The organism is Kitasatospora sp. NPDC004669 (genome assembly GCF_040609455.1).
GTDB lineage: Bacteria > Actinomycetota > Actinomycetes > Streptomycetales > Streptomycetaceae > Kitasatospora.
This window is the reverse complement of sequence record NZ_JBEXKB010000009.1, coordinates 29,993-56,674: the sequence shown is the minus strand read 5'-3', so window position 1 is coordinate 56,674 and position 26,682 is coordinate 29,993. Positions and strand designations below refer to the sequence as shown.

The window sequence follows — 26,682 nt, the reverse complement described above, 5'->3', positions numbered from 1 at the left end:
CGGGGAGGTGACGGGCGACGGGCGGCGGCGGACAGAATTCAGCGGACAGATTTCAGACTTTGAACGCTGAAAGCCGTCAGCTGAACGTTGTCACCCGTCACCCGTCACCCGTCACCCGTCACCCGTCACCCGTCACCCGCTGCTCGCGGGCCGACACCCGCCGCCCCTCACCGGTCCGCCCAGTCTCCTGAGGCGATCAGCGCCGGTCGCGTCCGCAGCCGCGCCTCGGCGGCCGGCCCGGCGAGGTAAACCCAGGCCTCCCGCTGCTCCCCCGTCGCCGTCCGCACCGCCAACCGCCGCCGTACGTACAGCCCCGTCCCGTCCGCCCGGCACTCCTCCAACTCGTCCAGCGTCGCGAGCGCCCCGACGTACGCGCCCGGCCGTACGGTGATCAGCTCGCCCACGATCCGGCGTCCGGGCGTCGGATCGGGCACCGCGTACGGGAACCCCGGGCCCGCGTGCAGCGCGGCGCCCTCGAGTACTGCCGGACGGATCTCGGCACAGCGCCCGGCCAGGTGGACGGCATGGTTGCGGCCGCCGCTGCGCAGCGTGCCGTACACGAAGAACGGCAGGGCCTCCTCGACCGGCAGGGCCTCCTCGGGCGCGGACACGGGTTCGACCTCCTCGGTGCGGGAGCGCCCACGGTACGTCCTGCTGCCCGATCCGTGATACCCACTGGCGCAGAGGGTGCCCGATGCGCTGTCATGTCGGATGTTCGGCCAGCGGCGTCCAAGGGGGACACACATGACATCGCCCGCCTCCTCCCAACCGGCAACGACCCCCGGCACCCCCGCCGCCCCCGTAGCCCCCGTAAACCCCCTAATCTCCGCCACCCCCGCCGAGCCGACCGCTCCCGACACCCCGTCCCCCGACTCCGGCACCGCCACCCGCCTCGGCGGTGCCGTCTGGCTGGCCCTCGGCGTGGTCTACGTCGTCTGGGGCTCGACCTACCTGGCGATCCGGATCGCGGTGGAGACGATGCCCTCCTTCCTCTCCGCCGCCGCCCGCTTCCTCACTGCCGGCTTGCTGCTGGTCGGCTACCTGCTGGTCCGCCAGGGCCCGGCCGGCCTGCGGGTGAGCGGGCGCCAGCTGGCCTCCGCCGCCCTGGTCGGCGTACTGCTGCTGACCGGCGGCAACGGCCTGGTGGTACTGGGCGAGACCTCCGTCCCCTCCGGCCTGGCCGCCCTGCTGGTGGCCGCCGTCCCGCTGTGGATGGTCGTGCTGACGGCCTTCGGCGGTGAGCGCCCGAAGCCCGCCGAGATCGCCGGGGTGCTGTTCGGCCTGGTCGGCCTCGGCGTGCTGTCCGCTCCCGCGATCGGCGGGTCGGTCAAGCCGCTCGGCGTGATCCTGATCATCTGCGCCACGCTGACCTGGGCGGCCGGCTCCTTCGTGAGCAAGCGGATCCCGATGCCGGGCAATGTGCTCGCCGCGAGCGCGTACCAGATGCTGGCCGGCGGCTTCTGCAATCTGCTGATCGGACTGGCGCGCGGTGAGCAGCACGGGTTCGACCTCTCGGCCGTCTCCGGCCGGTCCTGGCTGGCCCTCGCCTACCTGGTGCTGTTCGGCTCGTTGCTCGGCTTCACCGCGTACGCCTGGCTGCTGCGCTCGGCGCCACTGACCCTGGTCGCCACCTACGCGTACGTGAACCCGGTGGTCGCGGTGCTGCTGGGCTGGCTGATCCTGGCCGAGCCGATGACCGGCCCGACCCTGGCGGGAGGGGCGATCGTGGTGGCCGGCGTGTGCCTGGTGGTGAGCGTCAGCCGGCGTCCTGGGCGCTCAGGGCGTCCGGCGCGTCCGCGTCCGTCGAAGGCGACGTCCGCGCGTAGGTGAGGATCACGTTCCCGCGCTCGAAGATCCGGTTGTCGGTGAGCGTGAAGGCGCGCGGCTCGAAGCCGGCGCGGAACAGCGGGATGCCCGACCCGACCACCACCGGGTACTGCTTGATGATCAGCTCGTCGATCTCGGGCAGCAGCTGACCGGCCAGGTCGGCGCCCCCGCAGAGCCAGATGCCGAGCCCGTCCTCCTGCTTGAGCCGGCGGACGACGCTCAGCGGGTCCTCGGCGGTGACCTCCACCGCCGGGTCGGGGCTCGACTCCAGCGTGCGGGAGAAGACGATCTGCCGCAGGTGGGCGTACGGGCTGGTGAGGCCGACGGCCAGCCCGGCGTCGTAGCTGCCGCGCCCCTGGAGCACGGTGTCGAACCGCTTGTTGGGCGCATCCGCGATGCCGACCGCCGTGCGGCCGGGGGTGGCGATGGTCTCCGGGTACTCGCCGAAGAGCGTCGGGGCGTAGTCCTCGGTGACGAACGGGGCGTAGAAGTCGTAGCCGCCGTCCGGGGCGGCGATGAAGCCGTCGATGGTGGCGCCGATGAAGTAGCTGAGCTTGCGCATACATGTCCTTGGGATCGAGGAACGGGATCGGGAGGCGGCGCGGGCCGGTTCGGTCCGCTTCGCCTCCCACTCCAGTTATAGTACTTCGACCGTAGTGGTTGCCAGGGGTTTCCCGAGTCTCGGCCCGAATCGCCCGAGCACGAGCCCGACCCCTGAGCCCCTGAAGGCGCGCAAAAGCACAGGAGAGAGAGAATCGGCCCATGGTCCAGAACCCCGCCCGCCGCACCGCCCTCGCCGACGCCGCCATCGAGGTCCTCGCCCGCGAGGGCGCCCGCGGCCTCACTTTCCGCGCGGTCGACGTCCAGGCCGGCGTCCCCAACGGCACGGCCTCCAACTACTTCGCCAACCGGGACCACCTGCTCCATCAGACCGCCCGGCACATTCACCAGCGGCTCACCCCCGACCCGGTGATCCTGGCCGAGCTGCTGCGCGCCCCCCGCGACCGCGCGCTGGTCGCGGCCCTGATGCACGACCTCTTCCGTCGCATCGCCGCCGACCGGGCCGGCTACCTCGCGATGCTCGAACTGCGCCTGGAAGCCACCCGCCGCCCCGAACTGCGGGCCCAGCTCACCGGCACCATCAGGGACCAACTGGAGGCCAACATCGCCTACCACTTGGACGAGGGCTTGCCCGGCGGCCGAGAGACCGTCCTGGCCCTCTACCTCGCCATGACCGGCCTGATCCTCGAACACCTCACCCTTCCCGAGGTGTTGGGCGCCGACGATCTGCCCGCGCTGATCGACACCATCGTCGAGCGGATCGTCCCGGCCGCCTGACCGGCCGCCTGGCCGTTTGCCCGACCGCCCGTCCGCCCGGGACGCCCCGCCCCCGGCGCAGCCCCGCTGGGCGGGTATGGCCCCGTCGGCCCGACCGGTCGTCGCGGTGTCGTACGCGACGGCGACCACGCTGCCGTAACGCGCCGCCCAGGCCACCGGATCGGGGTCGTCGGGCCCGATCCCGACCCGTTCGACGCCACGCGGCAACATCCGGAGGTCGGTGCCGGGGCTCTGCTTCCAGTCCGCGTTCCGACCGGCCGGCACCGGCCGGCACCGGCCGGCCGTCCTGTCGTCATCGGATGCGGGCGCACAAGCGGCGCACTATGACCACGAACCGGATGTATCGCCCGCGTGGCGGACCCGTCGTCCCGAATGTCGCGTCCGCTACCCGCCAACCCCCGCGAAGTGAACGGCCGCCAGCCGTGCGGAAGTTACGATCATCCCGATCATCGCGCACGAAGCAACCGTACGAACCGGGGGAGAGGCGCGCCGTGTTGGAGACCAAGCAGGATGGAACCACCCGCACCGCCGACGCCCCACCGCCGCCGGTATGGCGTCAACGCCCGTTCCAGGCCCTCTGGTCGGCCCATACGATCAGCCAGTTCGGCAGTCAGATCACCCTCTTCCTGATCCCCGTCCTCGCCCTCACCATGCTCTCCGCGACCCCCGGCCAACTCGGCCTGGTCTCCGCCGCCGAGACCCTCCCGTTCCTGCTGGTCGGGCTGCCTGCCGGGGCCCTGCTCGACCGGTGGGACCGCCGCCGGGTGATGGTCGTCGCGGACCTCGGCCGCGCCGTGGCGATCTGCGCCCTCCCACTCGGATACGCCCTCGAAGCGTTGAGTGTGCCGCTGCTGTGCGCAGTCGCCTTCGTCACCGGCGTGTTCACCGTCTTCTTCGATATCGCCGACCAGGCCCTGCTGCCGAGCGTGGTCTCCCGCGGCCGGACGGCGGACGGCAACAGTCGCCTGGAGTTCTCCCGCTCGGCCGCCGAGCTCGCCGGCCCCAGCCTCGGCGGCCTGCTGCTCCAGGTGCTCGCCGCCCCGCTGATCCTGCTCGGCGACGCGGTCAGCTACCTGCTCTCGGCGCTGCTGCTGCGCTCGGTCCGTCCGGTCCGCGTCCGGCACGACCACGCCGAACCCCAGGCAGCCCCCGAGGCCCAGGCGGCCTCAGAGGCCCGGATGCGCGCCCGGATCGCCGAAGGCCTGCGGTTCGTCCTCACCCACCGCACCCTGCGCCCGCTCGCCGTCGCCACCGCGATCGGCAACCTGGCCAGCCTCGGCGGAGCGCTCAGCGCCCTGCTGACCGCGTACGCCGTCCACGACCTGCGCCTGTCACCCGGCGCGCTCGGCCTGGCGCTCACCCTCGGCAATGCCGGGGCCCTGCTCGGAGCCGTCGCCACCGGCCGGCTGATCCGCCGCTTCGGTCTCGGACGGGTCCTGATCGCCGCGAAGTCCCTCCCCGGCCTCGCCGTCCTGATCCTCGCCACCGCCGCGCCCGGACGCGCGTCGGCCACGGTGGCGGTCGCGACCGGTCTGATGGCCTACGGCGTCACCGTCTACAACATCGGCCAGGTGAGCCTGCGCCAGGCCGTCACCCCGACCGACCTGCAGGCCCGGATGAACGCCTCGATCCGGTTCGTGATCTGGGGCACCCTGCCGCTCGGCGCACTGGCCGGCGGTCTGCTCGGCTCGTGGCTCGGGCTGCGCCCGGCGCTCTGGCTGGTCGGCGCGGTCGGCCTGCTCTCCTGCCTGCCGCTGCTGCTGGCGCGCGAGGTCCGGGCGCTGCGCGGGATGCCGACCGGGCCGGTCGACTGACCGGACGGGCCGGTCACCGGACGGGTGGGCCCGGTCGGCACCTGCGGGTCAGAACGCGTACGGCGGCTTCCCGGTCCACCAGTTCCCCGGGGCCTCCGGGTCGCGGCTGGTCCAGAACTCGATGATCGCGCTGATGAACTCGGCCGCCGACAGCGTCCCGTCCCCGTCGAGGTCGAGGTGGCGGAAAGCCTCGTCGGCGTCGTCCCGGCAGAGCCCGGCGAAGTGGCCGCGCTGGAACACGAAGAACTCGCCGGCGTCCACCGTCCCGCTGCGGTCCGCGTCCGCGACGGCGAGGAAGGCCTCGGCGAGCGCACCGAGGATCTCCCGGGCGGCCTCCGGGTCGTCGGCGAGCGAGCCGGTGGAGGCGACGAACTGCTCCCGTGTGATCGCCTCCGTCCCGGCGGGCTTTCCGGCGAGGTGCAGGTCATGCCAGATCGTCAGATAGGCGCGGACGATGACGGCCTCCGCCTCCGAGCCTTCCTGGTGGCCGAGCGAGCGGGCCACCGAGTGGCCCATCAGGACGTGATCCCGCTCGGTGAGCAGCCCGTCCCCGTCGGCATCGAGGTGGTCGAAGCCGTGATTGATCTTCGCGATGAGCAGGTCGTCCGACAATGTGCCCCCTTCGGTGGCGATTTCCGCAGCTCCAGGGCCGCGCAAGCGATGTCACGTCGCCAGCACGCTAATGCCTTGAGCCGCGCTCGCGCAGCCGAACCTCGCGCAGCCGAACCCCGCGCGGCCGGACGAAGGGCGAACGGCGGCGCCCCGCCGCCCCGGTTCAGTCGTCCTGGTGGTCGGCCCAGATGTACGCCTCCGGCAGCAGGTCCGATACCGGCAGGGCGCGCAGCTGCCCGTCCCGCTCGACGATGACCTCCGCCTTGGGGAAGTAGTCCAGCAGCACCTGGCGGCAACGCCCGCACGGCGGCACAACCCCGCGCCCCTGGTCGGCGACCGCCACCACCGTGGTGAGGTCGTACGCCCCCTGCCCGGCCGCCGCCCCGATGAGCACCAGCTCCGCGCACGGGCCGCCGGTGAAGTGGTAGACGTTCACAGCCGTGACGATCCGCCCGTCGACATTGCGCCCGGCCGCCGCGACGGTGTGGTTGTCGCCCCTCGAGTACCGCTCGGCCACCTTCCGGGCCGCTGCGACGAGCTCCTGGTCGACACCCGTGTGATCGATGTCGGACATAATCGCCAGTCCTCCCTGATCGAACCTGACACGCTTCGATCATGGCCGCCCCGCCCCTGATCGTGCCAACCCTTTGTGTGGGCCCGTTCCGGCTGCGGCCCTGGCACCTCACCGACCTGGCCGCCGTCCGGGAGGACTCCGCCGACCCGTACATCCCGCTGGTCACCACCGTCCCGGTCGGTCCGGCCGGCACCGGCGGCTCCGCCGAGCGCTCCCGCCGCTGCGCCGCCCGCGGTGTTGATACGATCCCGGTGGACCGCGACTGGCGCGTAGGGATGGAATCGACCATCGGGAAGCGGTCCCGTGAATCCTCACGTCGACGTGAATCCTCACGTCGAGTTGCCGAGCGCCTGGGCCGCCCGCATCCCCGCCAGGAGACCGCCATGGCCCAGCCCGAGCAGACGCCCCACACCACCGCCGTCCCCGCGGCTGACACCGCCTTCCGCAGCGCCCTCGACGTCGTGGCCGGCGTCGAACCGCGGATCGCCGCCGCCATCGGCCAGGAGCTGGAGGACCAGCGCGCCTCGCTCAAGCTGATCGCCAGCGAGAACTACGCTTCCCCGGCCGTCCTGCTCGCCATGGGCAACTGGCTCAGCGACAAGTACGCCGAGGGCACCGTCGGCCGCCGCTTCTACGCCGGCTGCCGCAACGTCGACACCGTCGAGGCCATCGCCGCGGAGCACGCCCGCGAGTTGTTCGGCGCCGAGCACGCCTACGTCCAGCCGCACTCCGGCGTCGACGCCAACCTCACCGCCTTCTGGGCCGTCCTCTCCCAGCGGGTCGAGAGCCCGGCCCTGGAGCGGGCCGAGGTGCGCAACGTCAACGACCTCACCGAGCAGGACTGGGCCCGGCTGCGCCAGGAGCTCGGCAACCAGCGCATGCTGGGCATGTCCCTGGACACCGGCGGCCACCTCACCCACGGCTTCCGGCCCAACATCTCGGGCAAGATGTTCGAGCAGCGCAGCTACGGCACCGACCCGGTTACCGGCCTGATCGACTACGACGCGCTGCGCGAGACCGCCCGCGAGTTCCGTCCGCTGATCCTGGTGGCCGGCTACTCGGCCTACCCGAGGCTGGTGAACTTCGCCAAGATGCGTGAGATCGCGGACGAGGTCGGTGCGACCCTGATGGTCGACATGGCGCACTTCGCCGGCCTGGTCGCGGGCAAGGTGCTCACCGGCGACCACGACCCGGTGCCGCACGCCCACATCGTCACCACCACCACCCACAAGTCCCTGCGCGGCCCGCGCGGCGGCATGGTGCTGAGCAACGCCGAGCTGGCCGAACACGTCGACCGCGGCTGCCCGTTGGTGCTCGGAGGCCCGCTCTCGCACGTGATGGCCGCCAAGGCCGTCGCCCTCGCCGAGGCCCGCCGCCCCGAGTTCCGGGCCTACGCCCGCGCCGTGGTCGACAACGCCCAGGCGCTCGCCGAGGGCCTGCTGCGTCGCGGCGGCAAGCTGGTCACCGGCGGCACCGACAACCACCTGGTGCTCGCCGACGTCTCCGGCTACGGCCTGACGGGCCGCCAGGCCGAGGCGGCGCTGCTCGACTCGGGCATCGTCACCAACCGCAACTCCGTCCCGCTGGACCCGAACGGTGCCTGGTACACCTCCGGCGTGCGCCTGGGCACCCCGGCCCTGACCACCCGTGGCCTGGGCACCGCCGAGATGGACGAGATCGCCGCCCTGATCGACACCGTGCTGCGCGCCACCACCCCCACCACCGCTGCCAACGGCAACCCGTCCAAGGCGAACTACGCCCTCGACGAGGCCCTGCGCGACGGCATCGCCAAGCGCGCCGCCGACCTGCTCGCGCCCTTCCCGCTCTACCCGGGCGTCGACCTGGTCTGATCCCAACCCGGGGCTGCCGACGACGAGTTCGGCAGCCCCGGTCCAACTCGGCTAGTACTGCAGCGACTTGTACTGCAGGAACTCCTCCAGCCCGTGCCGGCCGAGCTCGCGGCCGAGGCCGGAGCTCTTGTAGCCGCCGAACGGGGCCAGCGGGTTGAAGCGGCCGCCGTTCAGGTCGACCTGGCCGGTGTCCAGGCGGCGGGCGAAGGCGGCGGCGGTGTCGATGTCCGCGGCCCAGACGCCGCCGGCCAGGCCGTAGACCGTGCCGTTGGCGATCTCGGCGGCGTGGTCCTCGTCCCGGTAGGGGAGGATCGACAGCACCGGGCCGAAGATCTCCTCCTGGGCCACCGTCATCTCCGGGGTGACGTCGGCGAGCACGGTCGGGCGGACGTAGAAGCCGGCCGGCAGCTCGGGCAGCGGCTCCGGACCGCCGACCACCACCCGGGCGCCCTCGGCGAGCGCGCTGTCCAGGTAGCCGCGGACCCGGTCCAGCTGCTTGGCGTTGACCAGCGGGCCGATCCGGGTCTGCGGGTCGGTCGGGTCGCCCGGAACGTACTTCTCGGCGGCCTTGGCCGCGATCGCGACCGCCTCCTCGTACTGGTCCCGGTGCACCAGCAGCCGGGTCCAGGCGCTGCAGGTCTGGCCCGAGTTGGCGAAGACGTTGGCGACGTTGACGTTGACCGCGCGGGCCAGGTCGGCGCCCGGCAGCACCACGTTGGCGGACTTGCCGCCCAGCTCCAGGGCCACCCGCTTCAGTCCGCGTCCGGCCGTCTCGGCGACCTGCCGGCCGACCGCGGTGGAGCCGGTGAACGACACCACGTCCACCTCCGGGTGGGCCGCGAGCGCCGCGCCCGCCACCGCGCCGGTACCGGTCACCAGGTTGAACACCCCGGCCGGGAAGCCGGCTTCGTGCACCAGCCGGGCGAACAACCGGGCCACCAGCGGGGTGTCCTCGGCCGGCTTGAGGACCACCGGGCAGCCGGCCGCCAGCGCCGGGAGGACCTTGGCGACGATCTGGTGCAGCGGGTAGTTCCACGGGGTGATCGCCGCGACCACCCCGGCCGGCTCGGCGAGCACCACCGAGTTGCCGATCCGCTCCTCGAAGGGGTGCTCGGCGAGCAGGGTCAGGTAGGAGGTCGCCACCGCCAGCGGCAGCCCGGCGTGCACGGCCCCGGCGAAGCCGACCGGGGCACCCAGCTCGGCGACCACGGTCGAGGTGATCTCCCTCTGGGCGGCGGCGAGCCCGTCCCGCAGGCGGGTCAGCAGCGCGGTCCGCTCCTCGCGGGTGGTGGCACCCCAGCCCCGGGCCGCCCGGCGGGCCGCCGCCACCGCGGCGTCGACGTCGGCCGCCCCGCCCGCCGGTACGGTGGCGAGCACCTGCTCGGTCGCCGGGTTCAGCACGGTGATCGACCCGGAGTCCCCGGAGGGCCGCCAGGCGCCGTCGATGTACTGGTCGCCATACTCCGCGTACTCCTGCACAGCTCGTCCTCTCGGGTGGTCAGCCGCTTCAACCAACAGTGCTGGTCGAGGGTCAGTCAAGGCGGCCGGGCGGCCGCGCGCAAGAGCCGATCCGGCCGGGGGCCGGACGGTTACCTCGGGGCGAACCGCGCGGTGTACTCGTCGAACGGTTCGATCCCGACCTCCGCACGGCGCTCGTCCAGCCGATCCGGGTCCTCGCACGGCCACGGCACCGGGCGGCCGTCCGTCACCGCGCCGATCTGAGTGCCGTAGCGCTGCGCGCGCCCCTCGTTGACGGCCAGCCGGTCCTGCAGGAACGCCAGGTCCCTGGCACTCGCCGCGCCGCTCGCCACGGCCTCCGCCATCAGCGCCACCGCCCTGCGCTGGACGTCCAGTTGACGGTCCGCATGCTGCGCGACCAGCCAGGCCGCCCGGGCCGCGTCGGCGCCGACGGTCCGCTCGGTCGGCCAGCCGTGCTCGGCCGTGATCTCCGCCAGTCGGTCCCCGTGCTGGGTGGTGAGCCGCCGCCAGGCGGCCTGTTCGGCCAGGTCGGAGCTGTTCGCCAAGCGCGCGTGGGCGCCGTCCTCGGTCATCATCGCGGCCAACTCGACTGCCAGGTGCGCATCATGAATGTCCATCCGATCCTGCCGTGCTGCCGCCATGTCGATCCGCTCCCTGCTTTCGGGCCCTCCGCTCGGGCCGCCCGTCACCACCGTAGGCGTGGGATTCGAGACGAAGATCATTCCTCGGGCCGGTGACACAGCGCAGTCGATGGGACACAATGGAGGTGCGCCAGCTGCCCGGCCGTGCTCATCTCCGGCCGCGAAACGGCAGCTTCGACAACTCGTCGACGGAAAGTCTCCTCACCGCCCGTAAAGCCGCTGTAGATTGCAGCGAACTCCGTGGTGGGGCCTACTGTCGGTGGAGGGTCGACTCGCGTACGGCCGGTGGTCCGGTGCGTGTCCGTAGCCGAGAGGGCCGCCACCGCGCCGAGACGTGGCTCAGTTTCCGCAGGTCATTCGTACCGCTAAGGAGCATCCCGTGACCGACGCAGCATTGAGGGGCGGATCCCAGAAGCCCATCGAGCCGGCCGGGCTGGACGACGTTCCGGGGTGGTTCTGGGACCACGACCGGCACTCCTTCGACTGGTTCCTGGGCCGACAGGAGAAGAAGGGCGTCACCGGCGACCTGCTGGAGATGGGCGCCTACCTGGGCCGAAGCGCCATCGTGATAGGCGAGCACCTCCAGCCGGGTGAGGCGTTCACTGTCTGTGACCTCTTCGACTCGGACGCGCCCGACGAGGAGAACTCCGAGGAGATGGCCGTCTCCTACCGGAAGACGCTGACCCGCTCGGCCTTCGAGGCCAACTACCTGTCCTTCCACGACGAGCTGCCGGAGATCATCCAGGCCCCGACCTCCGTCCTCGCGGGCGGACGGATCCCGGCCGGGGCGTTCCGGTTCATCCACATCGACGCCTCGCACCTGTACGAGCACGTGGTGGGCGACCTCCAGGTGGCCCGGGTCGCGCTGCAACAGCAGGGTGTTGTGGTGCTGGACGACTACCGCTCCCAACACACCCCCGGCGTCGCCGCCGCGACCTGGGAGGCGGTGTTCAACCACGGCCTCAAGCCGATCATGCTCACCGAGTGCAAGTTCTACGGCACCTGGGGGGACCCGGAGCCCTTCCAGCGCGAGCTGCTCGACCGGGTGGACCTCGCGGTCGGCTGTCAGCTGAGCACCGAGACCCTCAACGGGCAGCAGGTGCTGCGGATGACCGGCAGCTCCGAGGGCATTCGGCCGTTCCGCGGCTCCCGCCACCAGGAGCGGCTGTCCGCCGTGGCCGCCGAGCGGTCGGCGCAGGAGGCCAGCCAGGCGATCCGGGCCGCTCAGGACGAGGCGGCCCTGGAGCTCGCCGCCCGCCGCGCCCGCGCCGCGGAGGCGCGCCGCCCGGCCAACGTCGCCAAGCGCGCCGCCCGTGACCTGCTCCCGCCGGTGGTCACCTCCGCCATCCGCCGCGCTCGTCGGGGCTGACGGCGAACAGCTGACAGCTAACAGATTTCAGCTGACAGATTTCAGAGTCTGTCATCTGAACTCTGCTAGCTGAACCCTGTCAGCCGAGCCCCGCCGGCCGAGCGCACCCCACCCCCACACAAACCCCGAAGGGCCGGTCGGATCACCCGACCGGCCCTTCGATGCGGTTACGCGCTCAGACCCGCGAAGGCTCTGCTGCCCCGGCCGCCCCGGCAGCCACCGCGTCGGACGGCGCCGCGGCCTCCTCGGCCGCCAGCTCCCGGCGCACCTCCTCCAGCGAGGGGTTGTTCCAGGCACTGGCGACGCCCCAGTAGTAGAAGGCCAGAGCGATCGCGGCCACGATCAGCAGGTCCCAGCCCTCGGGCAGGTAGCCCTGCCCGCCGAAGTCGGTGCTGCCGGCCCAGGAGGTCCCGGCCATCACGAACAGGTAGGCGACCATCCAGGCGCCCGCCTGCAGGTGCGGCTTCAGCTCGACGAACGGCTTGCGCAGCTCGTACCAGGCCCAGATCGGCAGACCGGCGGCCATCAGCAGGATGACCTTGCCGGTGAGCGGCCAGCGGGCCCAGTACAGGACCAGCGAGCCGAAGACCATCGCGACCGGCGCGATCACCGGCATGGCCTTGAGCTTCACCGGACGCTTCAGGTCCGGGGCGAGGCGGCGCAGCGCCATCACGGCGACCGGCCCGGTGATGTACGAGATCACGGTGGCCACCGAGACGATCTCGGCCAGCGAGCCCCAGCCGCGGAAGACCGCGAGGAACAGGAAGGCGACCACGAGGTTCAGCAGCAGCGCCGGACGCGGGATGCCGGTCTTGGCGTCGACCTTGCCGAAGAGCTTCGGCAGGTGGCCGTTCTCCTGCACGCCGTGGATCATGCGCGAGGTGGTGGCGGCGTAGATCATGCCGGTGCCGGACGGCGAGATGAAGGCGTCCGCGTATAGCAGGATCGCGAGCCAGTTCAGGCCCCAGGCGATCGCCAGGTCGGCCAGCGGCGAGGTGTACGCGAGGCCGCTCCAGCCCTTCGACAGGTCACCGCTCGGGATGGCGCCGAGGAACGCGATCTGCAGCGCGACGTAGATCACCAGGGCGATCAGGATCGAGCCGATGACGGCCTTCGGCAGCGACTTGCCCGGGTTGCGGGCCTCACCGGCCAGGTTCAGCGGCGACTGGAAGCCGTTGAAGGCCCAGACGATGCCGGAGACCGCGACGGCGGTGAAGACCGCGCTCCACCCGTTCGGCGCGAAGCCGCCGGGGTTGGTGAAGTGGGCGCTGTCGAAGTGCGCGAAGAGCAGCGCGCCGGCGGTCAGCGTCGGCACGACGACCTTGAAGACGGTGATGGCGGTGTTGGTCTTGGCGAACAGCGTGATCGCGAACCAGTTGAGGACGAAGTACACGATCAGCAGCACACTGGCGAGCGCCACGCCGCTGAGGGTGAGCTGCTTGCCGTCGTACAGGTCCTTGGCCCAGCCGAAGTGCCAGGAGCTCATGTACTGCACGGAGGCGGTGGCCTCACCCGGGATGACCGAGACGATGGCGATCCAGTTGGCCCAGGCGGCCAGGTAGCCGGCCAGCGAGCCGTGCGAGTACTGGCCGTACCGGACCATGCCGCCGGCCTTGGGGAACATCGAGCCCAGCTCGCTGTAGGTGAGGGCGATGGTCAGCGCCACGGCGGCGCCGATCACCCAGGCCAGGATCGAGGCGGGCCCGGCGAGCTTGGCGGCCCGCTCGGCACCGAACAACCAGCCGGATCCGATGATCGACCCCAGCCCGACCGCAGTCAGGCTGATCGTGCCGAGCGATCGCCGGTAGTTCTGATGCGATGCCGTCGACGATTCAGGCTCACTCAACGTATCGGTCCTCTCGCTCGGGGTTCATCGGGTGGTGTCGGAGCTTTTACGGTTTTGAGTCGGTATTCCGGACAAACCCCAGCAGCCTATGGTTCGAAATGGGGCGAATACCTCAGGGGAAGCTCAAACCGCCCGATCGTTGCCATCTCGTGTCCGGTTTCCGGACGGGCGGACCCCATGGAGAGGCTGACGCCACACCGCGCAGGCGGTGGATCAAGGATCGGACCAGGGAAGTCGAACCGGTGGAAGTCCAACCGGCGGGGAAGTCGGACCCGCGGGGAAGTCGGACCCGCGGGGAAGTCGGACCCGCGGGGAAGTCGAACCGGGAAAAAGGAAATTCCCCGCGGGTTCCTTTCGGATCCCACGGGGAATTCGGCTGTGTCCGAGGGGGGACTTGAACCCCCACGCCCGATAAAGGGCACTAGCACCTCAAGCTAGCGCGTCTGCCATTCCGCCACCCGGACGGGGTGTGTGCTTTGGGGTTTTTTCTCGTCCCCTCGGCGACAGAGAGAACATTACCAGGGTTCTGGAGTGCTTCTCACCTGCGTTTCCTCGGCCCGATGTTCGCGCGCCCCGTCCGGACGCGCGGCCGGTGGGCACCCGAGGCCTGGCCGGACTGGGTGGGACGGCTCGCCAGGGCGCTCGAACCCCGGCCGAAGCGGTGGCGAGGGCGAAGCAAACGGTCGGTTTCAGTGCCGTGATCGATCGGCTCAGGGCGGAACCGATCCGACACGGGCAAGTTGTCGACGGTGCCACGGCCGCGCCGACCGCTCTCCTAGCCTCTGTGGACCGAGGGCGCCATGAGCGGATCGCCTGATTCCCGGGTCGCGGACGAAGGGCGGCTGGACGTGGAGCAGATCAGCGGAACGGCGGAGGCCGAACCGAGACGCGGCAACCAGGGCGGCGCGCGCACCGACGCCGGCCACCCGGACCGGCCCGACCGACCCGAGAAGCCCGAGAATCCCGAGAATCCCGAGAAGCCCGAGAATCCCGAGCAACCGGAGCAGCCCGACCAGCGGGGCCGGCCCGGCCGACCCACAAGGCCCGACCGGGGGCCGGGACGAAAACCGGGCCGGAAGGCCTCCGGCGACCCCGCCGAGGGCGTCTGGCGCTTCCGGGCGGCCGCCGAGGAGGCCTCCGTGCCGCGCACCCGGCACGCGGTCCGGGACCGCCTGCTGGCCCAGGGCATGGCCGGGGTGCGCTACCAGGAGTTGGTGGACGACCTGCTGCTGATCGTCTCCGAGCTGGTCAGCAACGCCGTGACGCACGCCGCCGAGCTGTCACCCGAGGTGATCACCGAGCTGTCGGTGCGCCGCGGCTGGGTGCGGGTGTCGGTGGAGGACGGCGACCCGTACCACCCGAAGGCCCTGGAGAGTGACACCGGACGCACCGGCGGGCGCGGCCTGCTGCTGGTGAAGAGCGTGACCCTGCAGGCCGGCGGGGTGTGCGACGTCGAACGCACGGGGGAGGGCGGCAAGGTCATCTGGGCCTCGCTGCCCGTCCCCTCGGAGCCCGAGCGCTGACGGGCGCACTCGGGGGAGCGTGGCCGTCGACCCGGCAGCCTACGGCGCTCGGCGGAGCACGACCGACAGCGTCCGGGGCAATGCGGCCGCCGAGTCGAAACCCGACCCGAAAGCCGAGCCGGAAACCGACCCGGAACGACCAGGAAGCCGAGCCGGGAACCGACAGCCCTACCAGTCGCGCCCGGCGATCTCCCGGATCCCCGGCAGCGCCGCCTCGAAGACCGTCTCGAACCACACCGAGAACGGCCGCTCCGCCCGCAGCTCCCGCAGCTCCTGCGCGGTCACGAAGGCGAAGTCGTCCACCTCGTCCGGGTTCGGTGTGACCGGGGCGGTGACCAGTCCCACGAACAGGTGGTTCCACTCCCGCTCGATCAGCCCGGAGGCCTCGTCCGGCAGGTCGTAGCGGACCGTCCCCGCCTCGCAGAGCAGCGCCGGTGCGACGCCCAGCTCCTCGGCGGTGCGCCGGGCGGCGGCCACGAAGGGCGGCTCGTCCGGGTACGGATGCCCGCAGCAGGTGTTCGACCACACGCCCGGGGAGTGGTACTTGCCGAGCGCCCGGCGCTGCAGCAGCAGTCGGCCTTGGCGGTCGAAGAGGAACACCGAGAAGGCCCGGTGGAGTCGGCCGGGCTGCCGGTGGGCCCAGAGCTTCTCGGCGGTGCCGATCGTGACGCCCTCGTCGTCGACCAGTTCCAGCAGGATCTCGGTGCCCGTGGGGGCGGTGGACAGGCCCCGTGGGTCGACCGTCACGTCTGTCTCCACGTTGAGACCGGTGTCGATCTCGGCGTCGAAATGTGTCGGTTCGGTCGGCAGACTCTGGGGCATGAGGCCTCTTTCGGGGGCGGGAGCAACGGAAGCATCGGGTGCGTCGTGTGCATCGGGTGGAGTGCAGCGGACACAGCGGGGGCACCGGCGCCGGCGTCGGGCTCCAGTCTGCCGTATGGGTGGCGGTCGGGACGGGTCCCACGCATAACCGGGCGGATCGCGACCTGCAGGAGTCCTGATCCGGGCAGAGAAGGGTCCGGGATGCCCTCGGAAGGGTCATTCGATTCGCAGAACCGTTCGGAGCCCGCTCGAAGTCCGTTCGATCACGGCTCGATCACCTCACCGTCACCTGGCCGCCACCGGGCGCGTTCGGGTCGATCGCCCGGGTCGCCTACCATCACTTACGACACGCTGCCCGGATCTGTGCCGGTACCGGCGCGCCGCCGCCCGGCCGGGTCGAACACCGGTCCGGCGCACCGGAGCGTCGCCGACCCGTCGGCACATCCCCGCGCGCACAGCACGACGCACGACGGATCAGGAGACCCCGCATGATCGGCCTCGTTCTGGCAGCCGGCGCCGGCCGCCGGCTGCGCCCGTACACCGACACCCTGCCCAAGGCGCTGGTGCCGGTCGACGGGGAGCGGACCGTCCTGGACCTCACCCTGGGCAACTTCGCCGAGGTCGGACTGCGCGAGGCCGCGATCGTCGTCGGCTACCGCAAGGAGGCGGTGTACGACCGCAAGGACGCCCTGGAGAGCAAGTACGGCGTCAAGCTTCACCTGGTCGAGAACGACAAGGCCGAGGAGTGGAACAACGCCTACTCGCTCTGGTGCGCCCGTGAGCTGTTCTCCGAGGGCCTGCTGCTGGCCAACGGCGACACCGTCCACCCGGCCTCCGTCCAGCGCACCATGCTGGAGGGCAACCGGCGCCTCGCCGAGAACGGCCGGGCCCCCGGCATCCTGCTCGCCCTCGACACGGTGAAGAAGCTCGCCGACGAGGAGATGAAGGTCGTCGTCGACCCGGCCGCCGGCATGCGCCGCATCACCAAGCTGATGGACCCGGCCGAGGCCACCGGCGAGTACATCGGTGTCACCGTGATCAACCCCGCCGCCGCCGCCGACCTGACCGACGCGCTGCGCGCCACCTACGAGCGCGACCCGCAGCTGTACTACGAGGACGGCTACCAGGAGATGGTCGACCGGGGCCTTCGGATCGACGTGCAGCCGATCGGCGAGGTGTCCTGGGTCGAGGTCGACAACCACGACGACCTGGCGAAGGCGCGGGAGATCGCGTGCCAGTACTGACCCGACTGGTCCCGTCGCCGCTGTTCGCGGAGATCCGCCCGGGCGCGCTGGACGCGCTCGGCGGCATCCTCGCGGACCAGCGGCTGTCGGCCTCGGGCCGGATCGCGGTGGCGATCAGCAACGGCTCCGGCGCCGTGATGCGCGAGCGCCTGGAGCCCGCCCTGCCCGGCGCCGACTGGTACAACGTGGACGACGGCAGCCTCGACAGCGCGGTGCGCTTCGCCGAGGAGATGCGGGGCAAGCACTACGACGCGGTCGTCGGCCTCGGTGGCGGCAAGATCATCGACGCCGCCAAGTACGCCGCCGCCCGGGTCGGCCTGCCGGTGGTCGCGGTGGCGACCAACCTGGCCCACGACGGCATCTGCTCGCCGGTCTCCACTCTCGACAACGACGCCGGCCGGGGCTCCTACGGGGTGCCCGGCCCGATCGGCATCATCGTCGACCTGGACGTGATCCGGCAGGCCCCGCAGCGCTTCGTGGCGGCCGGTATCGGGGACGTCGTCTCCAACATCTCGGCCTGCGCGGACTGGGAGTTGTCGCACGCCGTCACCGGCGAACCGGTGGACGGACTGGCCGTCGCGATGGCCCGATCGGCGGGCGAGAACCTGCTGCGGCACCCAGGAAGCACTCAGGATCAGGACCTCCTGACGGCCCTCGCGGAAGCCCTGGTACTGTCCGGCATCGCGATGAACATCGCGGGCAGCACCCGGCCCTCCTCGGGCGCCTGCCACGAGATCTCGCATGCCCTGGACGTGCTGTACCCCAAGCGTTCCGCCCAGCACGGCGAACAGGTCGGCCTCGGTGCCGCGTTCGCCAGCTTCCTGCGGGGCGAGCGCGAGCTGACCGGTCTGATCGTGGAGCGCCTGGCGAGCCACGGGCTGCCGGTGACCGCGGCTCAAATGGGTTTCAGCGATGCGGAGTTCACCGAGGCGGTGCACTACGCTCCGAACACCCGCCCGGGGCGCTTCACCATCCTGGAACACCTCGACCTCTCCCCTTCCGCAATCAGGGACGCGTACGCCGACTATGTCCAAGCCGTCAACAGCTGACCCCTCCACCGCGGGCGCGCGGCCCCCGGTGGACCTGACCCGCCGGCCCTCGATCGAGGAACTGCGCGCGGTGATCCACCCGGAGGGCATGCTCCAGCGCCGCAGTGCCGAGCACTGGGCCGGGCGCCTGTACATGCGGAAGATCTCGCTGCGGATCACCCGCGTGCTGTCCACCATGACAGCGATCACGCCCAACGGCCTGACCTACCTGATGATGTTCACCGGCATCCTGGCCGGTGCCGCGCTGGTCGTCCCGGGCATCGCCGGCGCGATCCTGGGCGCCCTGCTGATCCAGGTCTACCTGCTGCTGGACTGCGTGGACGGCGAGGTGGCCCGCTGGCGCCGGCAGACCTCGCTCACCGGTGTCTACCTGGACCGGGTCGGCCACTACATGTCCGAGGCGGCCCTGCTGACCGGCCTCGGCCTGCGCGCCACCGACCTGCTGCACCGTGAGGGCCACGGCTCGCACTGGGAGTGGGCGTTCCTGGGCACGCTGGCCGCGCTCGGTGCCATCCTGATCAAGTCCGAGACGGACCTGGTGGACGTGGCCCGGGCCCGCAGCGGCATGACGGCGGTCGAGGACAGCGCCTCGGTGCCGCGCTCCGCCTCGGTGGCCAAGGCCCGCCGGGCGGCCTCCGTGCTGAAGTTCCACCGCCTGGTCGGCGCGGTCGAGGCCTCGCTGTTCATCCTGGCGGCCGGGATCGCCGACGCCGTGCACGGCGGGCTGTTCTTCACCCGGCTCGCGGTCGTGGTGCTGGCGGCGATCGCCATGCTGCAGACCGTGCTGCACCTGCTGAGCATCGTCCTGTCGAGCAGGCTGCGATGAACGAGCGGAGCGAGTTCATGATCGAGAGGTGCGCGTGGGCGAATGCCCTCGCCGAGTACAGCGAGGCGGGCGCATGAGCGCTCCCACCACTGCGGAGAGCTTCCGCCTCGGCGTCGTCGTCATCACCATGGGCAACCGGCCCGCCGAGCTCAACGCCCTGATCGAGTCCGTCCGCGCCCAGGAAGGCCCGGCCGTCGAGTTCGCCGTGGTCGGCCAGGGCGCCGAGCTGCCCCCGCTGCCGGAGGGCGTGCGCAGCGTCGAGCTGCCCGAGAACCTCGGCATCCCGGGCGGGCGCAACGTCGGCATCGAGCTGTTCGGGCCGGACGGCCGGGACGTGGACGCCGTCCTCTTCCTGGACGACGACGGGCTGCTGCCGCGCACCGACTCGGCCCGCCTGCTGCGCGAGGCCTTCACCACCGACCCGGAGCTGGGCATCGTCTCCTTCCGGATCGAGGACCCGGACACCGGCGTCACCCAGCGCCGACACGTCCCCCGGCTGCGCGCCAGCGACCCGATGCGCTCGTCCCGGGTGACCACCTTCCTGGGCGGCGCGAGCGCCGTGCGCTGCAAGGTGTTCGAGCAGGCCGGGCAGCTGCCCGCCGAGTTCTTCTACGCCCACGAGGAGACCGACCTCGCGTGGCGCGCACTGGACGCGGGCTGGGCCATCGACTACCGGTCCGACGTGGTGCTGCACCACCCGGCCACCTCGCCGGCCCGGCACGCCGCCTACTTCCACAACGTGGCCCGTAACAGGGTCTGGCTCGCGAGGCGGAACCTTCCGGCCCCGTTGGTGCCTCTCTATCTGGGAACCTGGTTTCTGCTGACCGTGGCCCGACGCCCCTCCGCCGAGGGACTGAAGGCCTGGTTGGGCGGATTCCGGGCGGGTTTCCGCGAACCCTGCGGTCCGCGGAAGCCCATGCGATGGCGTACCGTCTGGCGACTGACCAAGATGGGCCGACCTCCGATCATCTGATTTGATCAGGTGATCGATCGCCGCGGCCGGTGACCACACACCGGTCGGAATCCCCCCGTGATCCCAGTGGATCCCCATCGGCGCAAGGCCGGCGGACCCCCGCCGACCGGCCGCCCCGACCGATCCCGCGTGAAGGACGAATGTGTCGACAGTGAGTGAACCCGTCAGCCTCTCAGCCCCGAGGGGGGCGGACGCGGGCCTGACCCCCAAGCAGCTTGCGGACAAGTACCGTCTGTCGGTGAGCGGTGCACGGCCCGGTCTGTTCGCCTACACCAAGCAGCTCTGGGCCCGGCGCCACTTCGTCTGGGCCTTCGCCACCGCCCGCCTGGTGGCCCAGTACACCGACGCCAAGCTCGGGCAGCTGTGGCAGGTCGTGACCCCGCTGCTCAACTGCGGTGTGTTCTACCTGGTCTTCGGCGTGATCCTGAAGAGCAAGGACAACTTCCCGCCGAACACCTACATCGCCTGGCTCTGCATCGGCGTCTTCATCTTCCAGTTCACCCAGAACGCGGTGCAGTCCGGCACCCGGGCGATCTCCGACAACCTCGGCCTGATCCGCGCGCTGCACTTCCCGCGCGCCAGCCTGCCGATCGCCTTCACCGTGATCCAGCTGCAGCAGCTGCTGATCTCGATGGTGGTGCTGGTCATCACCGTGCTGGCGGCCGGCATCACCCCGGGCAAGACCTGGCTGCTGATCGTCCCGGCGCTGTTCCTGCAGACCCTGTTCAACACCGGCGTCTCGCTGATCTTCGCCCGGATCGGTTCCAAGACCAGTGACATCTCGCAGCTGATCCCGTTCGTGATGCGGGCCTGGATGTTCCTGTCCGGTGTGATGTTCAGCATCCAGGACAAGGTCTCGACCTGGCCGCACTACATCCAGACGATCATGGCCCTCAACCCGGCCTCGGTCTACATGGACCTGCTCCGGCACGCCTTCGCGCCGATTATCTACAACAAGCACCAGCCCGCGCACCAGACCATTCCGCCGCACCAGTGGACGTACGGTCTGGCCTGGGGCGTCGGCATGTTCGTCATCGGATACGTCTTCTTCTGGAAGGCCGAGGAGGAGTACGGCCGTGGCTGACACCGACCTGAGCAAGAGCGACGCCGTCCCGGCCGTGAAGGTCGCCCGCGAGCCCACCGTCGTCGTCGACGACGTGCACATCGTCTACCGGGTGCACGGCGCCGGCTCCGGCAAGGGCAGCGCCACCTCGGCGCTGAGCCGCATCATCAGCCGCAAGCGCGCCGCCGGCGTGCGCGAGGTGCACGCGGTGAAGGGCGTCAGCTTCACCGCGTACAAGGGCGAGGCGATCGGCCTGATCGGCTCCAACGGCTCCGGCAAGTCGACCATGCTGGCCGCCATCGCGGGCCTGCTGCCGACCGAGAAGGGCGGCATCTACACCAACGGCCAGCCCTCGCTGCTGGGCGTCAACGCGGCCCTGATGAACGAGCTGACCGGTGAGCGCAACGTCATCCTGGGCTGCCTGGCGATGGGCATGACCCCGGCTCAGGTGAAGGCGCGCTACCAGGAGATCGTCGACTTCTCCGGCATCAACGACAAGGGCGACTTCATCTCCCTGCCGATGCGCACCTACTCCTCCGGCATGGGCGCCCGCCTGCGGTTCTCGATCGCCGCCGCCAAGGCCCACGACGTGCTGCTGATCGACGAGGCCCTGGCCACCGGTGACCAGGCCTTCCAGCAGCGCAGCAAGCGGCGCATCGACGAGCTGCGCGGGTCCGCCGGTACGGTCTTCCTGGTCAGCCACGACAACAACTCGATCCGCGAGGTCTGCGAGCGGACCATCTGGATCGAGGCCGGCGAGCTGATCATGGACGGCCCGACCGAGGAGGTCGTCGGCCGTTACGAGCGCGGCGAGCGCCCGTAACCCCGGCTGCGAAAATTCCTGGCTCCGAAGGGCCGACTCCGGAATACTCCGGAGCCGGCCCTTCGGCATGCGGGCGACCGGTACCCCGGCTGGCCCGCCGCCGCGGGGGTGAGCGCCCCCGTGCGCCGGGCGGGGCGCTCTTCTCGGGCGCGGCCCGTGGTGTCAGGCTGTAGGCGCGGGGGTGGTGTGCCGTAGGTGACGCCCGCGCTCGGACGCGTGTCCGAGTCGGACCGGTGATACCCGGCGGTGTAGAACGGGGGAGTGACAGCAGTGTCGGCTTCGGCCCAGCCCAGTGATACGCCGGTGAACCCATCCGCGGAACAGACCCTGGAGAAGGCGGGTGCGGAGAACTTCCCGGTCGCCCCGTTCTTCCTGCCCGCGGCCTGGCGCGACGACCTGATGAGGGTCTACGGCTTCGCCCGGCTGGTCGACGACGCCGGCGACGGGGACCTGGCCGACCCGGCCGCCATCGCAGCCCTGCTCGGGGTCGAGCAGCGGCCCCCCGCCACCCCTTCGGAACAGTCCGGCCCGCCGAGCCCGGCGGAGGTCGCCTTCCGGCTCGCCCTGCTCGACGGGCTGGAGCGTGACCTCGACCGGGTCTTCGAGACCGCTCTGCACCCCGGCAGCGCCGACCGGCCCCGCCACCCGCTGCTGCGGGCGCTCGTCCCGCTGGTCGACAAGCGCGACCTCACCCCCGAGCCGTTCCGCCGTCTGATCGAGGCCAACCGGGTGGACCAGACCACCACCCGCTACGCCACCTACGACGACCTGATCGGCTACTGCACGCTCTCCGCCGACCCGGTCGGCCGCCTGGTGCTCGACATCGCGGGGGTCGCCACCCCCGAGCGGATCGCGCTGTCGGACGCCGTCTGCAGCGGCCTCCAGGTGGTCGAGCACCTGCAGGACGTGGCCGAGGACCTGTCCCACGGCCGGATCTACCTCCCCACCGAGGACCTCGAACGCTTCGGCGTCACCGAGGCCGAGCTCGCCGCCCCCAGCGCGAACGGGGCGGTGCGGGAGCTGATCGCCTTCGAGGCCGAACGGGCCCGCACCCTGCTCGACCGTGGCGCACCATTGGTAGGTACGGTTCGGGGGAGGCTTCGACTGCTCCTGGCGGGATTCACCGCCGGCGGCTACGCGGCCCTGGCGGCCGTCGAGGACGCCGGGTACGACGTACTCGCCCAGCAGGCGAAGCCGGACAAGCGCCGCCTCGCAGCGAAGGCGGCGGCCATCTTCGCGAAGGGAAGGTGAACGCCCGAGTGGCGGCATCACCACTGGCGTCGGCCCAGGTCATGGCGGCGTACCGGTACTGCGAGGCAGTAACCGGGATGCAGGCGCGCAACTTCAGCTACGGCATCCGGCTGTTGCCCGAGCCCAAGCGGCTGGCCATGTCGGCCCTGTACGCCCTCGCCCGCCGGGTGGACGACATCGGCGACGGCGACCTCCCGGACGACCGCAAGGCCGAGGCGCTGCTGCGTACCCGGGAACTGGTGGACGAGGTCCGCTCCGGGGTGGTGGCCGAGGACGACACCGACCCGATCAAGGTCGCCCTGGCCGACGCGGCCCGGCGCTTCCCGATCCCGCTCGGCGGCTTCGACGAGCTGATCGACGGCGTCGAGATGGACCTCAAGGGCGCCGAGTACCAGACGTACGAGGAGCTGAAGGTCTACTGCCGCTGCGTGGCCGGCGCGATCGGCCGGCTCTCGCTGGGCGTGTACGGCTGCGACGACCCCGAGCGCGGGGCCCGGTACGCGGACACCCTGGGTCTGGCCCTGCAGCTCACCAACATCCTGCGCGACCTGCGCGAGGACGCCCTGAACGGCCGCACCTACCTGCCCACCGAGGACCTGGTCCGGTTCGGCTGCGAGCAGGGCTTCGCGCTGCCCAAGCCGCCGGTCGGCGCCGACTTCACCGGCCTGGTGGCCTTCGAGGCCGCCCGCGCCCAGGCCGCCTTCGAGGAGGGCCTGCGGCTGCTGCCGATGCTCGACCGCCGCAGCCGGGCCTGCACCGCCGCGATGGCCGGGATCTACCACCGGCTGCTCGGCCGGATCGCCGCCGACCCCGAGTCGGTGCTGCGCGGCCGGGTCTCGCTCCCGGGCTGGGAGAAGGCGTACGTGGCGCTTTCCGGGCTCGCCGGGGGGCGTTCTTGATTCTTGCCACAGTTCTGTCACGCTGTGTCAGCGGGGAATCACATCCGGGTAGATCCGTGTTGACCACGTTGACCACGACCGGGTCGACCACGACGGCGCCGACCGTCTGCATGCCGGCCACAGCGACCGCCGCCGCGCGGTCCTGCGACTTCGAGGGGGAGGGCCGATGACCGGGCGAGCCGATGCCGCGCGCCCGGCCGCCGTCGTGGTCGGCGGCGGCCTGGCCGGGATCACCACCGCACTGCGGCTGGCCGAGGCCGGCCACGACGTCACCCTCGCCGAGGGCCGGCCCCGGCTCGGCGGGCTGGCCTTCTCCTTCCAGCGCGGCGAGCTGACCGTCGACAACGGCCAGCACGTCTTCCTGCGCTGCTGCACCGCCTACCGCGGCCTGCTGGAACGCCTCGGCGCCACCCGGATGACCCACCTGCAGGAGCGCCTGGACGTCCCGGTGCTCTCCGCCACCGGCCCCGACGAGGCCCCGGTGCGCACCCTGGGCCGACTGCGCAGGGCCGGCCTGCCGGTCCCGCTGCACCTGGCCGGCAGCCTCGCCCGCTACCCGCACCTGTCGGCGGCCGACCGCGCTCGGGTGGTCCGCGGTGCGCTCGCCCTCAAGGGCCTGGACCTCGACGACCCGGCGCTGGACCGGCTCTCCTTCGGAGAGTGGCTGCGCCGCAACGGGCAGAACGCTGCCACCACGGCCGCGCTGTGGGACCTGGTCGGCATCGCCACCCTGAACGCCCGGGCCGACCAGGTGTCGCTGGCGCTCGCCGCCAAGGTGTTCAAGACCGGCCTGCTCTCCGATCCGGGCGCCGCCGACATCGGCATCGCCGCCGTCCCGCTCGGCGTGATCCACCACGACCGGGCGCTCGCCGAGCTGGAAAGCGCCGGCGTGAAGGTGCGGCTGCGCGCCCGGGTCGCGGAACTCAAGCCGGCCGCGCCCCAGCACGCCGTCCGGCTGGAGAGCGGGGAACTGCTCACCGCCGACACCGTGGTGCTGGCCGGCGCCCAGGACACCGCGGCCGGCCTGCTGCCGCAGGGGGCCGTGTCCCAGCGGCTGGCCGACTTCGGCACCGCGCCGATCCTCAACGTGCACGTGGTCTACGACCGCAAGGTGCTGCGCCGGCCCTTCTTCGCCGCGCTCGACTCCCCGGTCCAGTGGGTCTTCGACCGCACCACCCACTCCGGCCTGGCCGGCACCTCGATCGGCCGAGCCCACCCCGGCGCCCAGTACCTGGCGCTCTCCCAGTCCGCCGTCCAGGACGAGATCGATCTGCCGGTGGCCGAACTGCGCCGCCGCTACCTGCCCGAGCTGGCCCGGTTGCTGCCGGCCGCAGCCGGGGCCGAGGTACTGGACTTCTTCGCCACCCGGGAGCGCACCGCCACCTTCGACGGCGCCCCGGGCACCGCCGTGCTGCGCCCGTCGGCCGCGACGGCCGTCGCCGGTCTGCTGCTGGCCGGCTCGTGGACGGCCACCGGCTGGCCCGCGACCATGGAGGGCGCCGTGCGCAGCGGCCACGCCGCCGCCGACGCCGCGCTCGCCGCGGCCGGCGCCCGGGTGCCGGTGGACCGCGGCGACGGGAGGTGGCCCAGGTGACGGCAGGCCCCTCCGCCGGAGAGCCCGCGAGAGCCGACGGGCGTACTGTCGGCCGCACCGGCCCGATCGGCCGCACCGACACCGTTCGCTTCGGCACCACCATCGACACCAGCCGCACCGGAAGTACCCGGCCGCCCCGTGCGGTCCGGCACCACGAGGGAGAGGGAACGCACGTGGAGTCACGCACCGGCTTCGCCGTCGGAGGCACGGCGCACGCCGAACCGGTCTCGGTGCCGGAGCTGCTCGCCCGCAGCCGTACGCTCTGCACCCCGCCGCTGCGGGCCGCCGTCGCCCGGTTGGCCGCACCGATGGACACCGTGGCGGCGTACCACTTCGGCTGGATCGACCGGGACGGCACCCCGGTCGAGGGGGACGGCGGCAAGGCGGTGCGCCCGGCGCTGGCGCTGCTGTCCGCCCAGGCCACCGGTGCGGCGGCCGAGGTGGGCGTGCCCGGTGGGGTGGCTGTTGAACTGGTGCACAACTTCTCCCTCCTTCATGATGATCTGATGGACGGTGACGAGACCCGGCGGCATCGGGCCACAGCCTGGACGGTCTTCGGACCGGCCCAGGCGATCCTGGTCGGCGACGCCCTGGCCACGCTCGGCACGGAGGTGCTGCTCGACGCCGTGGTGACCGGTGGCACGAGCCCCGCCGACGCCGCGCGCGCCGTCCGGCTGCTCACCACGGCGACCCGCCGGCTGATCGACGGCCAGGCCATGGACGTCGCCTTCGAGCAGCGCGACAGCGTCACCGTGGCCGAGTGCCTGGAGATGGAGGGCGGCAAGACGGCGGCACTGCTGGCCGCCGCCTCGGCGATCGGCGCCGTGCTGGCCGGGGCCGACGACAAGGTCTCCGACGCGCTCGAGCGCTACGGCCACCACCTGGGCCTGGCCTTCCAGGCGGTGGACGACCTGCTCGGCATCTGGGGCGCGACCGAGGTCACCGGCAAGCCGCACTGGGGCGACCTGCGCCAGCGCAAGAAGTCCCTGCCGGTCGCCGCCGCGCTGGCCGAGGGCGGCCAGGCCTCGCGCCGGCTGGCCGAGCAGCTGGCGGACCCGCAGGGCCGGGGCGAGGAGAGCGAGCCCGAGCTCGCCGCCCGGGCCGCGCTGATCGAGGAGGCCGGCGGTCGGGCCTGGACCCAGGAGGAGGCCCGCCGCCAGCACACGACTGCCCTCGCCGCCCTGGACGAGGTGCCCATGTCCGACGAGGTGCGCGAGCACTTCGTCGCACTCGCCGAATTCGTGGTGGTACGAGAGAGGTGACGT

24 protein-coding genes, 1 tRNA gene and 1 riboswitch are annotated in these 26,682 nt (G+C 71.8%); of the genes, 16 read left to right on the top strand and 9 right to left on the bottom strand.

The features are described from left to right. Window positions 1–167: 167 nt before the first annotated feature. On the bottom strand, window positions 168–611 hold the full coding sequence (locus ABZW30_RS10210) for a gamma-glutamylcyclotransferase family protein (protein WP_355670593.1): 444 nt from the start codon (window positions 609–611) through the stop codon (window positions 168–170). Between the two features lie 133 nt (window positions 612–744). Between ABZW30_RS10210 and ABZW30_RS10205 the strand changes: the two genes are divergently transcribed. Then, on the top strand, window positions 745–1,830 hold the full coding sequence (locus ABZW30_RS10205) for an EamA family transporter (RefSeq protein ID WP_355670592.1): 1,086 nt from the start codon (window positions 745–747) through the stop codon (window positions 1,828–1,830). Here ABZW30_RS10205 and ABZW30_RS10200 read toward each other — a convergent pair. Next, window positions 1,757–2,389: a dihydrofolate reductase family protein gene (locus ABZW30_RS10200; protein ID WP_355670591.1), complete on the bottom strand. Its 633-nt coding sequence runs from the start codon at window positions 2,387–2,389 to the stop codon at window positions 1,757–1,759. The genes ABZW30_RS10205 and ABZW30_RS10200 overlap by 74 nt on opposite strands. A 200-nt stretch (window positions 2,390–2,589) precedes the next feature. Between ABZW30_RS10200 and ABZW30_RS10195 the strand changes: the two genes are divergently transcribed. Further along, window positions 2,590–3,165, top strand: coding sequence for a TetR family transcriptional regulator (locus ABZW30_RS10195; protein WP_355670590.1), 576 nt, complete (start codon window positions 2,590–2,592; stop codon window positions 3,163–3,165). 491 nt (window positions 3,166–3,656) lie between these two features. Continuing rightward, window positions 3,657–4,979, top strand: a complete 1,323-nt coding sequence (locus tag ABZW30_RS10190) for an MFS transporter (protein ID WP_355670589.1) — start codon at window positions 3,657–3,659, stop codon at window positions 4,977–4,979. 48 nt (window positions 4,980–5,027) lie between these two features. Here the strand turns inward: ABZW30_RS10190 and ABZW30_RS10185 are convergent, their stop codons facing one another. Together ABZW30_RS10185 and ABZW30_RS10180 are read right to left on the bottom strand one after the other, a co-directional pair. Further along, the gene (locus tag ABZW30_RS10185) at window positions 5,028–5,591 is read right to left on the bottom strand and encodes an EF-hand domain-containing protein (RefSeq protein ID WP_355670588.1); all 564 of its coding nucleotides are present in this window, start codon (window positions 5,589–5,591) and stop codon (window positions 5,028–5,030) included. A gap of 163 nt (window positions 5,592–5,754) precedes the next feature. Next, window positions 5,755–6,165 (bottom strand): cytidine deaminase, encoded by a 411-nt coding sequence (locus tag ABZW30_RS10180; protein WP_355670587.1) that lies wholly within the window; start codon window positions 6,163–6,165, stop codon window positions 5,755–5,757. Between the two features lie 248 nt (window positions 6,166–6,413). Continuing rightward, window positions 6,414–6,528: riboswitch (ZMP/ZTP riboswitch) on the top strand. Window positions 6,529–6,548: 20 nt separating this feature from the next. On the opposite strand from ABZW30_RS10180, the gene ABZW30_RS10175 reads away from it, so the two are divergent. Then, the gene (locus ABZW30_RS10175) at window positions 6,549–8,015 is read left to right on the top strand and encodes a glycine hydroxymethyltransferase (RefSeq protein WP_355670586.1); all 1,467 of its coding nucleotides are present in this window, start codon (window positions 6,549–6,551) and stop codon (window positions 8,013–8,015) included. A 51-nt stretch (window positions 8,016–8,066) separates the two neighbouring features. Here the strand turns inward: ABZW30_RS10175 and ABZW30_RS10170 are convergent, their stop codons facing one another. Both ABZW30_RS10170 and ABZW30_RS10165 read right to left on the bottom strand, forming a co-directional pair. After that, complete coding sequence (locus tag ABZW30_RS10170) at window positions 8,067–9,494, bottom strand: aldehyde dehydrogenase family protein (protein WP_355670585.1); 1,428 nt, start codon at window positions 9,492–9,494, stop codon at window positions 8,067–8,069. 110 nt (window positions 9,495–9,604) lie between these two features. Continuing rightward, entirely contained in the window at window positions 9,605–10,069 is a 465-nt protein-coding gene (locus tag ABZW30_RS10165; protein WP_355670716.1) for a DUF6624 domain-containing protein, read from the bottom strand. Window positions 10,070–10,514: 445 nt separating this feature from the next. Between ABZW30_RS10165 and ABZW30_RS10160 the strand changes: the two genes are divergently transcribed. Further along, window positions 10,515–11,504 carry a class I SAM-dependent methyltransferase gene (locus tag ABZW30_RS10160; protein WP_355670584.1) on the top strand — a complete coding sequence of 330 codons (990 nt, stop codon included), beginning with the start codon at window positions 10,515–10,517 and terminating at the stop codon, window positions 11,502–11,504. 175 nt (window positions 11,505–11,679) lie between these two features. Here ABZW30_RS10160 and ABZW30_RS10155 read toward each other — a convergent pair whose 3' ends face one another. Continuing rightward, window positions 11,680–13,350 (bottom strand): APC family permease, encoded by a 1,671-nt coding sequence (locus ABZW30_RS10155; RefSeq protein WP_355670583.1) that lies wholly within the window; start codon window positions 13,348–13,350, stop codon window positions 11,680–11,682. Window positions 13,351–13,729: 379 nt separating this feature from the next. Next, window positions 13,730–13,814: transfer RNA gene (locus ABZW30_RS10150), tRNA-Leu, on the bottom strand. 336 nt (window positions 13,815–14,150) lie between these two features. Between ABZW30_RS10150 and ABZW30_RS10145 the strand changes: the two genes are divergently transcribed. Then, complete coding sequence (locus tag ABZW30_RS10145) at window positions 14,151–14,873, top strand: ATP-binding protein (RefSeq protein WP_355670582.1); 723 nt, start codon at window positions 14,151–14,153, stop codon at window positions 14,871–14,873. 168 nt (window positions 14,874–15,041) lie between these two features. Here the strand turns inward: ABZW30_RS10145 and idi are convergent, their stop codons facing one another. Continuing rightward, complete coding sequence (gene idi / locus ABZW30_RS10140; RefSeq protein WP_355670581.1) at window positions 15,042–15,695, bottom strand: isopentenyl-diphosphate Delta-isomerase; 654 nt, start codon at window positions 15,693–15,695, stop codon at window positions 15,042–15,044. A gap of 488 nt (window positions 15,696–16,183) precedes the next feature. Between idi and ABZW30_RS10135 the strand changes: the two genes are divergently transcribed. The 10 genes from ABZW30_RS10135 to ABZW30_RS10090 all read left to right on the top strand — a co-directional run bounded on the left by ABZW30_RS10135 (window position 16,184) and on the right by ABZW30_RS10090 (window position 26,679). Continuing rightward, the gene (locus ABZW30_RS10135; RefSeq protein WP_355670580.1) at window positions 16,184–16,939 is read left to right on the top strand and encodes a phosphocholine cytidylyltransferase family protein; all 756 of its coding nucleotides are present in this window, start codon (window positions 16,184–16,186) and stop codon (window positions 16,937–16,939) included. Then, window positions 16,927–17,988, top strand: coding sequence for an iron-containing alcohol dehydrogenase family protein (locus ABZW30_RS10130; RefSeq protein WP_355670579.1), 1,062 nt, complete (start codon window positions 16,927–16,929; stop codon window positions 17,986–17,988). The genes ABZW30_RS10135 and ABZW30_RS10130 overlap by 13 nt, the downstream gene beginning before the upstream one ends. Before the next feature lie 88 nt (window positions 17,989–18,076). Continuing rightward, window positions 18,077–18,814: a CDP-alcohol phosphatidyltransferase family protein gene (locus ABZW30_RS10125; protein WP_355670715.1), complete on the top strand. Its 738-nt coding sequence runs from the start codon at window positions 18,077–18,079 to the stop codon at window positions 18,812–18,814. Between the two features lie 73 nt (window positions 18,815–18,887). Continuing rightward, on the top strand, window positions 18,888–19,787 hold the full coding sequence (locus ABZW30_RS10120) for a glycosyltransferase (protein WP_355670578.1): 900 nt from the start codon (window positions 18,888–18,890) through the stop codon (window positions 19,785–19,787). 142 nt (window positions 19,788–19,929) lie between these two features. Continuing rightward, window positions 19,930–20,871 (top strand): ABC transporter permease, encoded by a 942-nt coding sequence (locus tag ABZW30_RS10115; protein WP_355670577.1) that lies wholly within the window; start codon window positions 19,930–19,932, stop codon window positions 20,869–20,871. Then, window positions 20,864–21,673 (top strand): ABC transporter ATP-binding protein, encoded by an 810-nt coding sequence (locus ABZW30_RS10110; protein ID WP_355670576.1) that lies wholly within the window; start codon window positions 20,864–20,866, stop codon window positions 21,671–21,673. The genes ABZW30_RS10115 and ABZW30_RS10110 overlap by 8 nt, the downstream gene beginning before the upstream one ends. Before the next feature lie 303 nt (window positions 21,674–21,976). Further along, window positions 21,977–22,924, top strand: coding sequence for a squalene synthase HpnC (gene hpnC / locus ABZW30_RS10105; RefSeq protein WP_355670575.1), 948 nt, complete (start codon window positions 21,977–21,979; stop codon window positions 22,922–22,924). A 41-nt stretch (window positions 22,925–22,965) separates the two neighbouring features. Further along, window positions 22,966–23,823, top strand: a complete 858-nt coding sequence (gene hpnD, locus ABZW30_RS10100; RefSeq protein WP_355670714.1) for a presqualene diphosphate synthase HpnD — start codon at window positions 22,966–22,968, stop codon at window positions 23,821–23,823. 166 nt (window positions 23,824–23,989) lie between these two features. Next, window positions 23,990–25,417, top strand: a complete 1,428-nt coding sequence (gene hpnE, locus ABZW30_RS10095; protein WP_355670574.1) for a hydroxysqualene dehydroxylase HpnE — start codon at window positions 23,990–23,992, stop codon at window positions 25,415–25,417. A gap of 230 nt (window positions 25,418–25,647) precedes the next feature. Beyond that, the gene (locus ABZW30_RS10090) at window positions 25,648–26,679 is read left to right on the top strand and encodes a polyprenyl synthetase family protein (RefSeq protein ID WP_355670713.1); all 1,032 of its coding nucleotides are present in this window, start codon (window positions 25,648–25,650) and stop codon (window positions 26,677–26,679) included. Window positions 26,680–26,682 lie beyond the last annotated feature (3 nt).

Bases quoted from the DNA above. Each gene is read 5' to 3' on its own strand.
- hpnE (WP_355670574.1), top strand. From the start codon at position 23,990: ATGACCGGGCGAGCCGATGCCGCGCGCCCGGCCGCCGTCGTGGTCGGC.
- ABZW30_RS10205 (WP_355670592.1), top strand. From the start codon at position 745: ATGACATCGCCCGCCTCCTCCCAACCGGCAACGACCCCCGGCACCCCC.
- ABZW30_RS10125 (WP_355670715.1), top strand. From the start codon at position 18,077: ATGCTCCAGCGCCGCAGTGCCGAGCACTGGGCCGGGCGCCTGTACATG.
- ABZW30_RS10175 (WP_355670586.1), top strand. From the start codon at position 6,549: ATGGCCCAGCCCGAGCAGACGCCCCACACCACCGCCGTCCCCGCGGCT.
- ABZW30_RS10120 (WP_355670578.1), top strand. From the start codon at position 18,888: ATGAGCGCTCCCACCACTGCGGAGAGCTTCCGCCTCGGCGTCGTCGTC.
- idi (WP_355670581.1), bottom strand. From the start codon at position 15,695: ATGCCCCAGAGTCTGCCGACCGAACCGACACATTTCGACGCCGAGATC.
- ABZW30_RS10180 (WP_355670587.1), bottom strand. From the start codon at position 6,165: ATGTCCGACATCGATCACACGGGTGTCGACCAGGAGCTCGTCGCAGCG.
- ABZW30_RS10135 (WP_355670580.1), top strand. From the start codon at position 16,184: ATGATCGGCCTCGTTCTGGCAGCCGGCGCCGGCCGCCGGCTGCGCCCG.
- ABZW30_RS10200 (WP_355670591.1), bottom strand. From the start codon at position 2,389: ATGCGCAAGCTCAGCTACTTCATCGGCGCCACCATCGACGGCTTCATC.
- ABZW30_RS10195 (WP_355670590.1), top strand. From the start codon at position 2,590: ATGGTCCAGAACCCCGCCCGCCGCACCGCCCTCGCCGACGCCGCCATC.
- ABZW30_RS10165 (WP_355670716.1), bottom strand. From the start codon at position 10,069: ATGATGACCGAGGACGGCGCCCACGCGCGCTTGGCGAACAGCTCCGAC.
- hpnD (WP_355670714.1), top strand. From the start codon at position 22,966: ATGGCGGCGTACCGGTACTGCGAGGCAGTAACCGGGATGCAGGCGCGC.
- ABZW30_RS10145 (WP_355670582.1), top strand. From the start codon at position 14,151: ATGAGCGGATCGCCTGATTCCCGGGTCGCGGACGAAGGGCGGCTGGAC.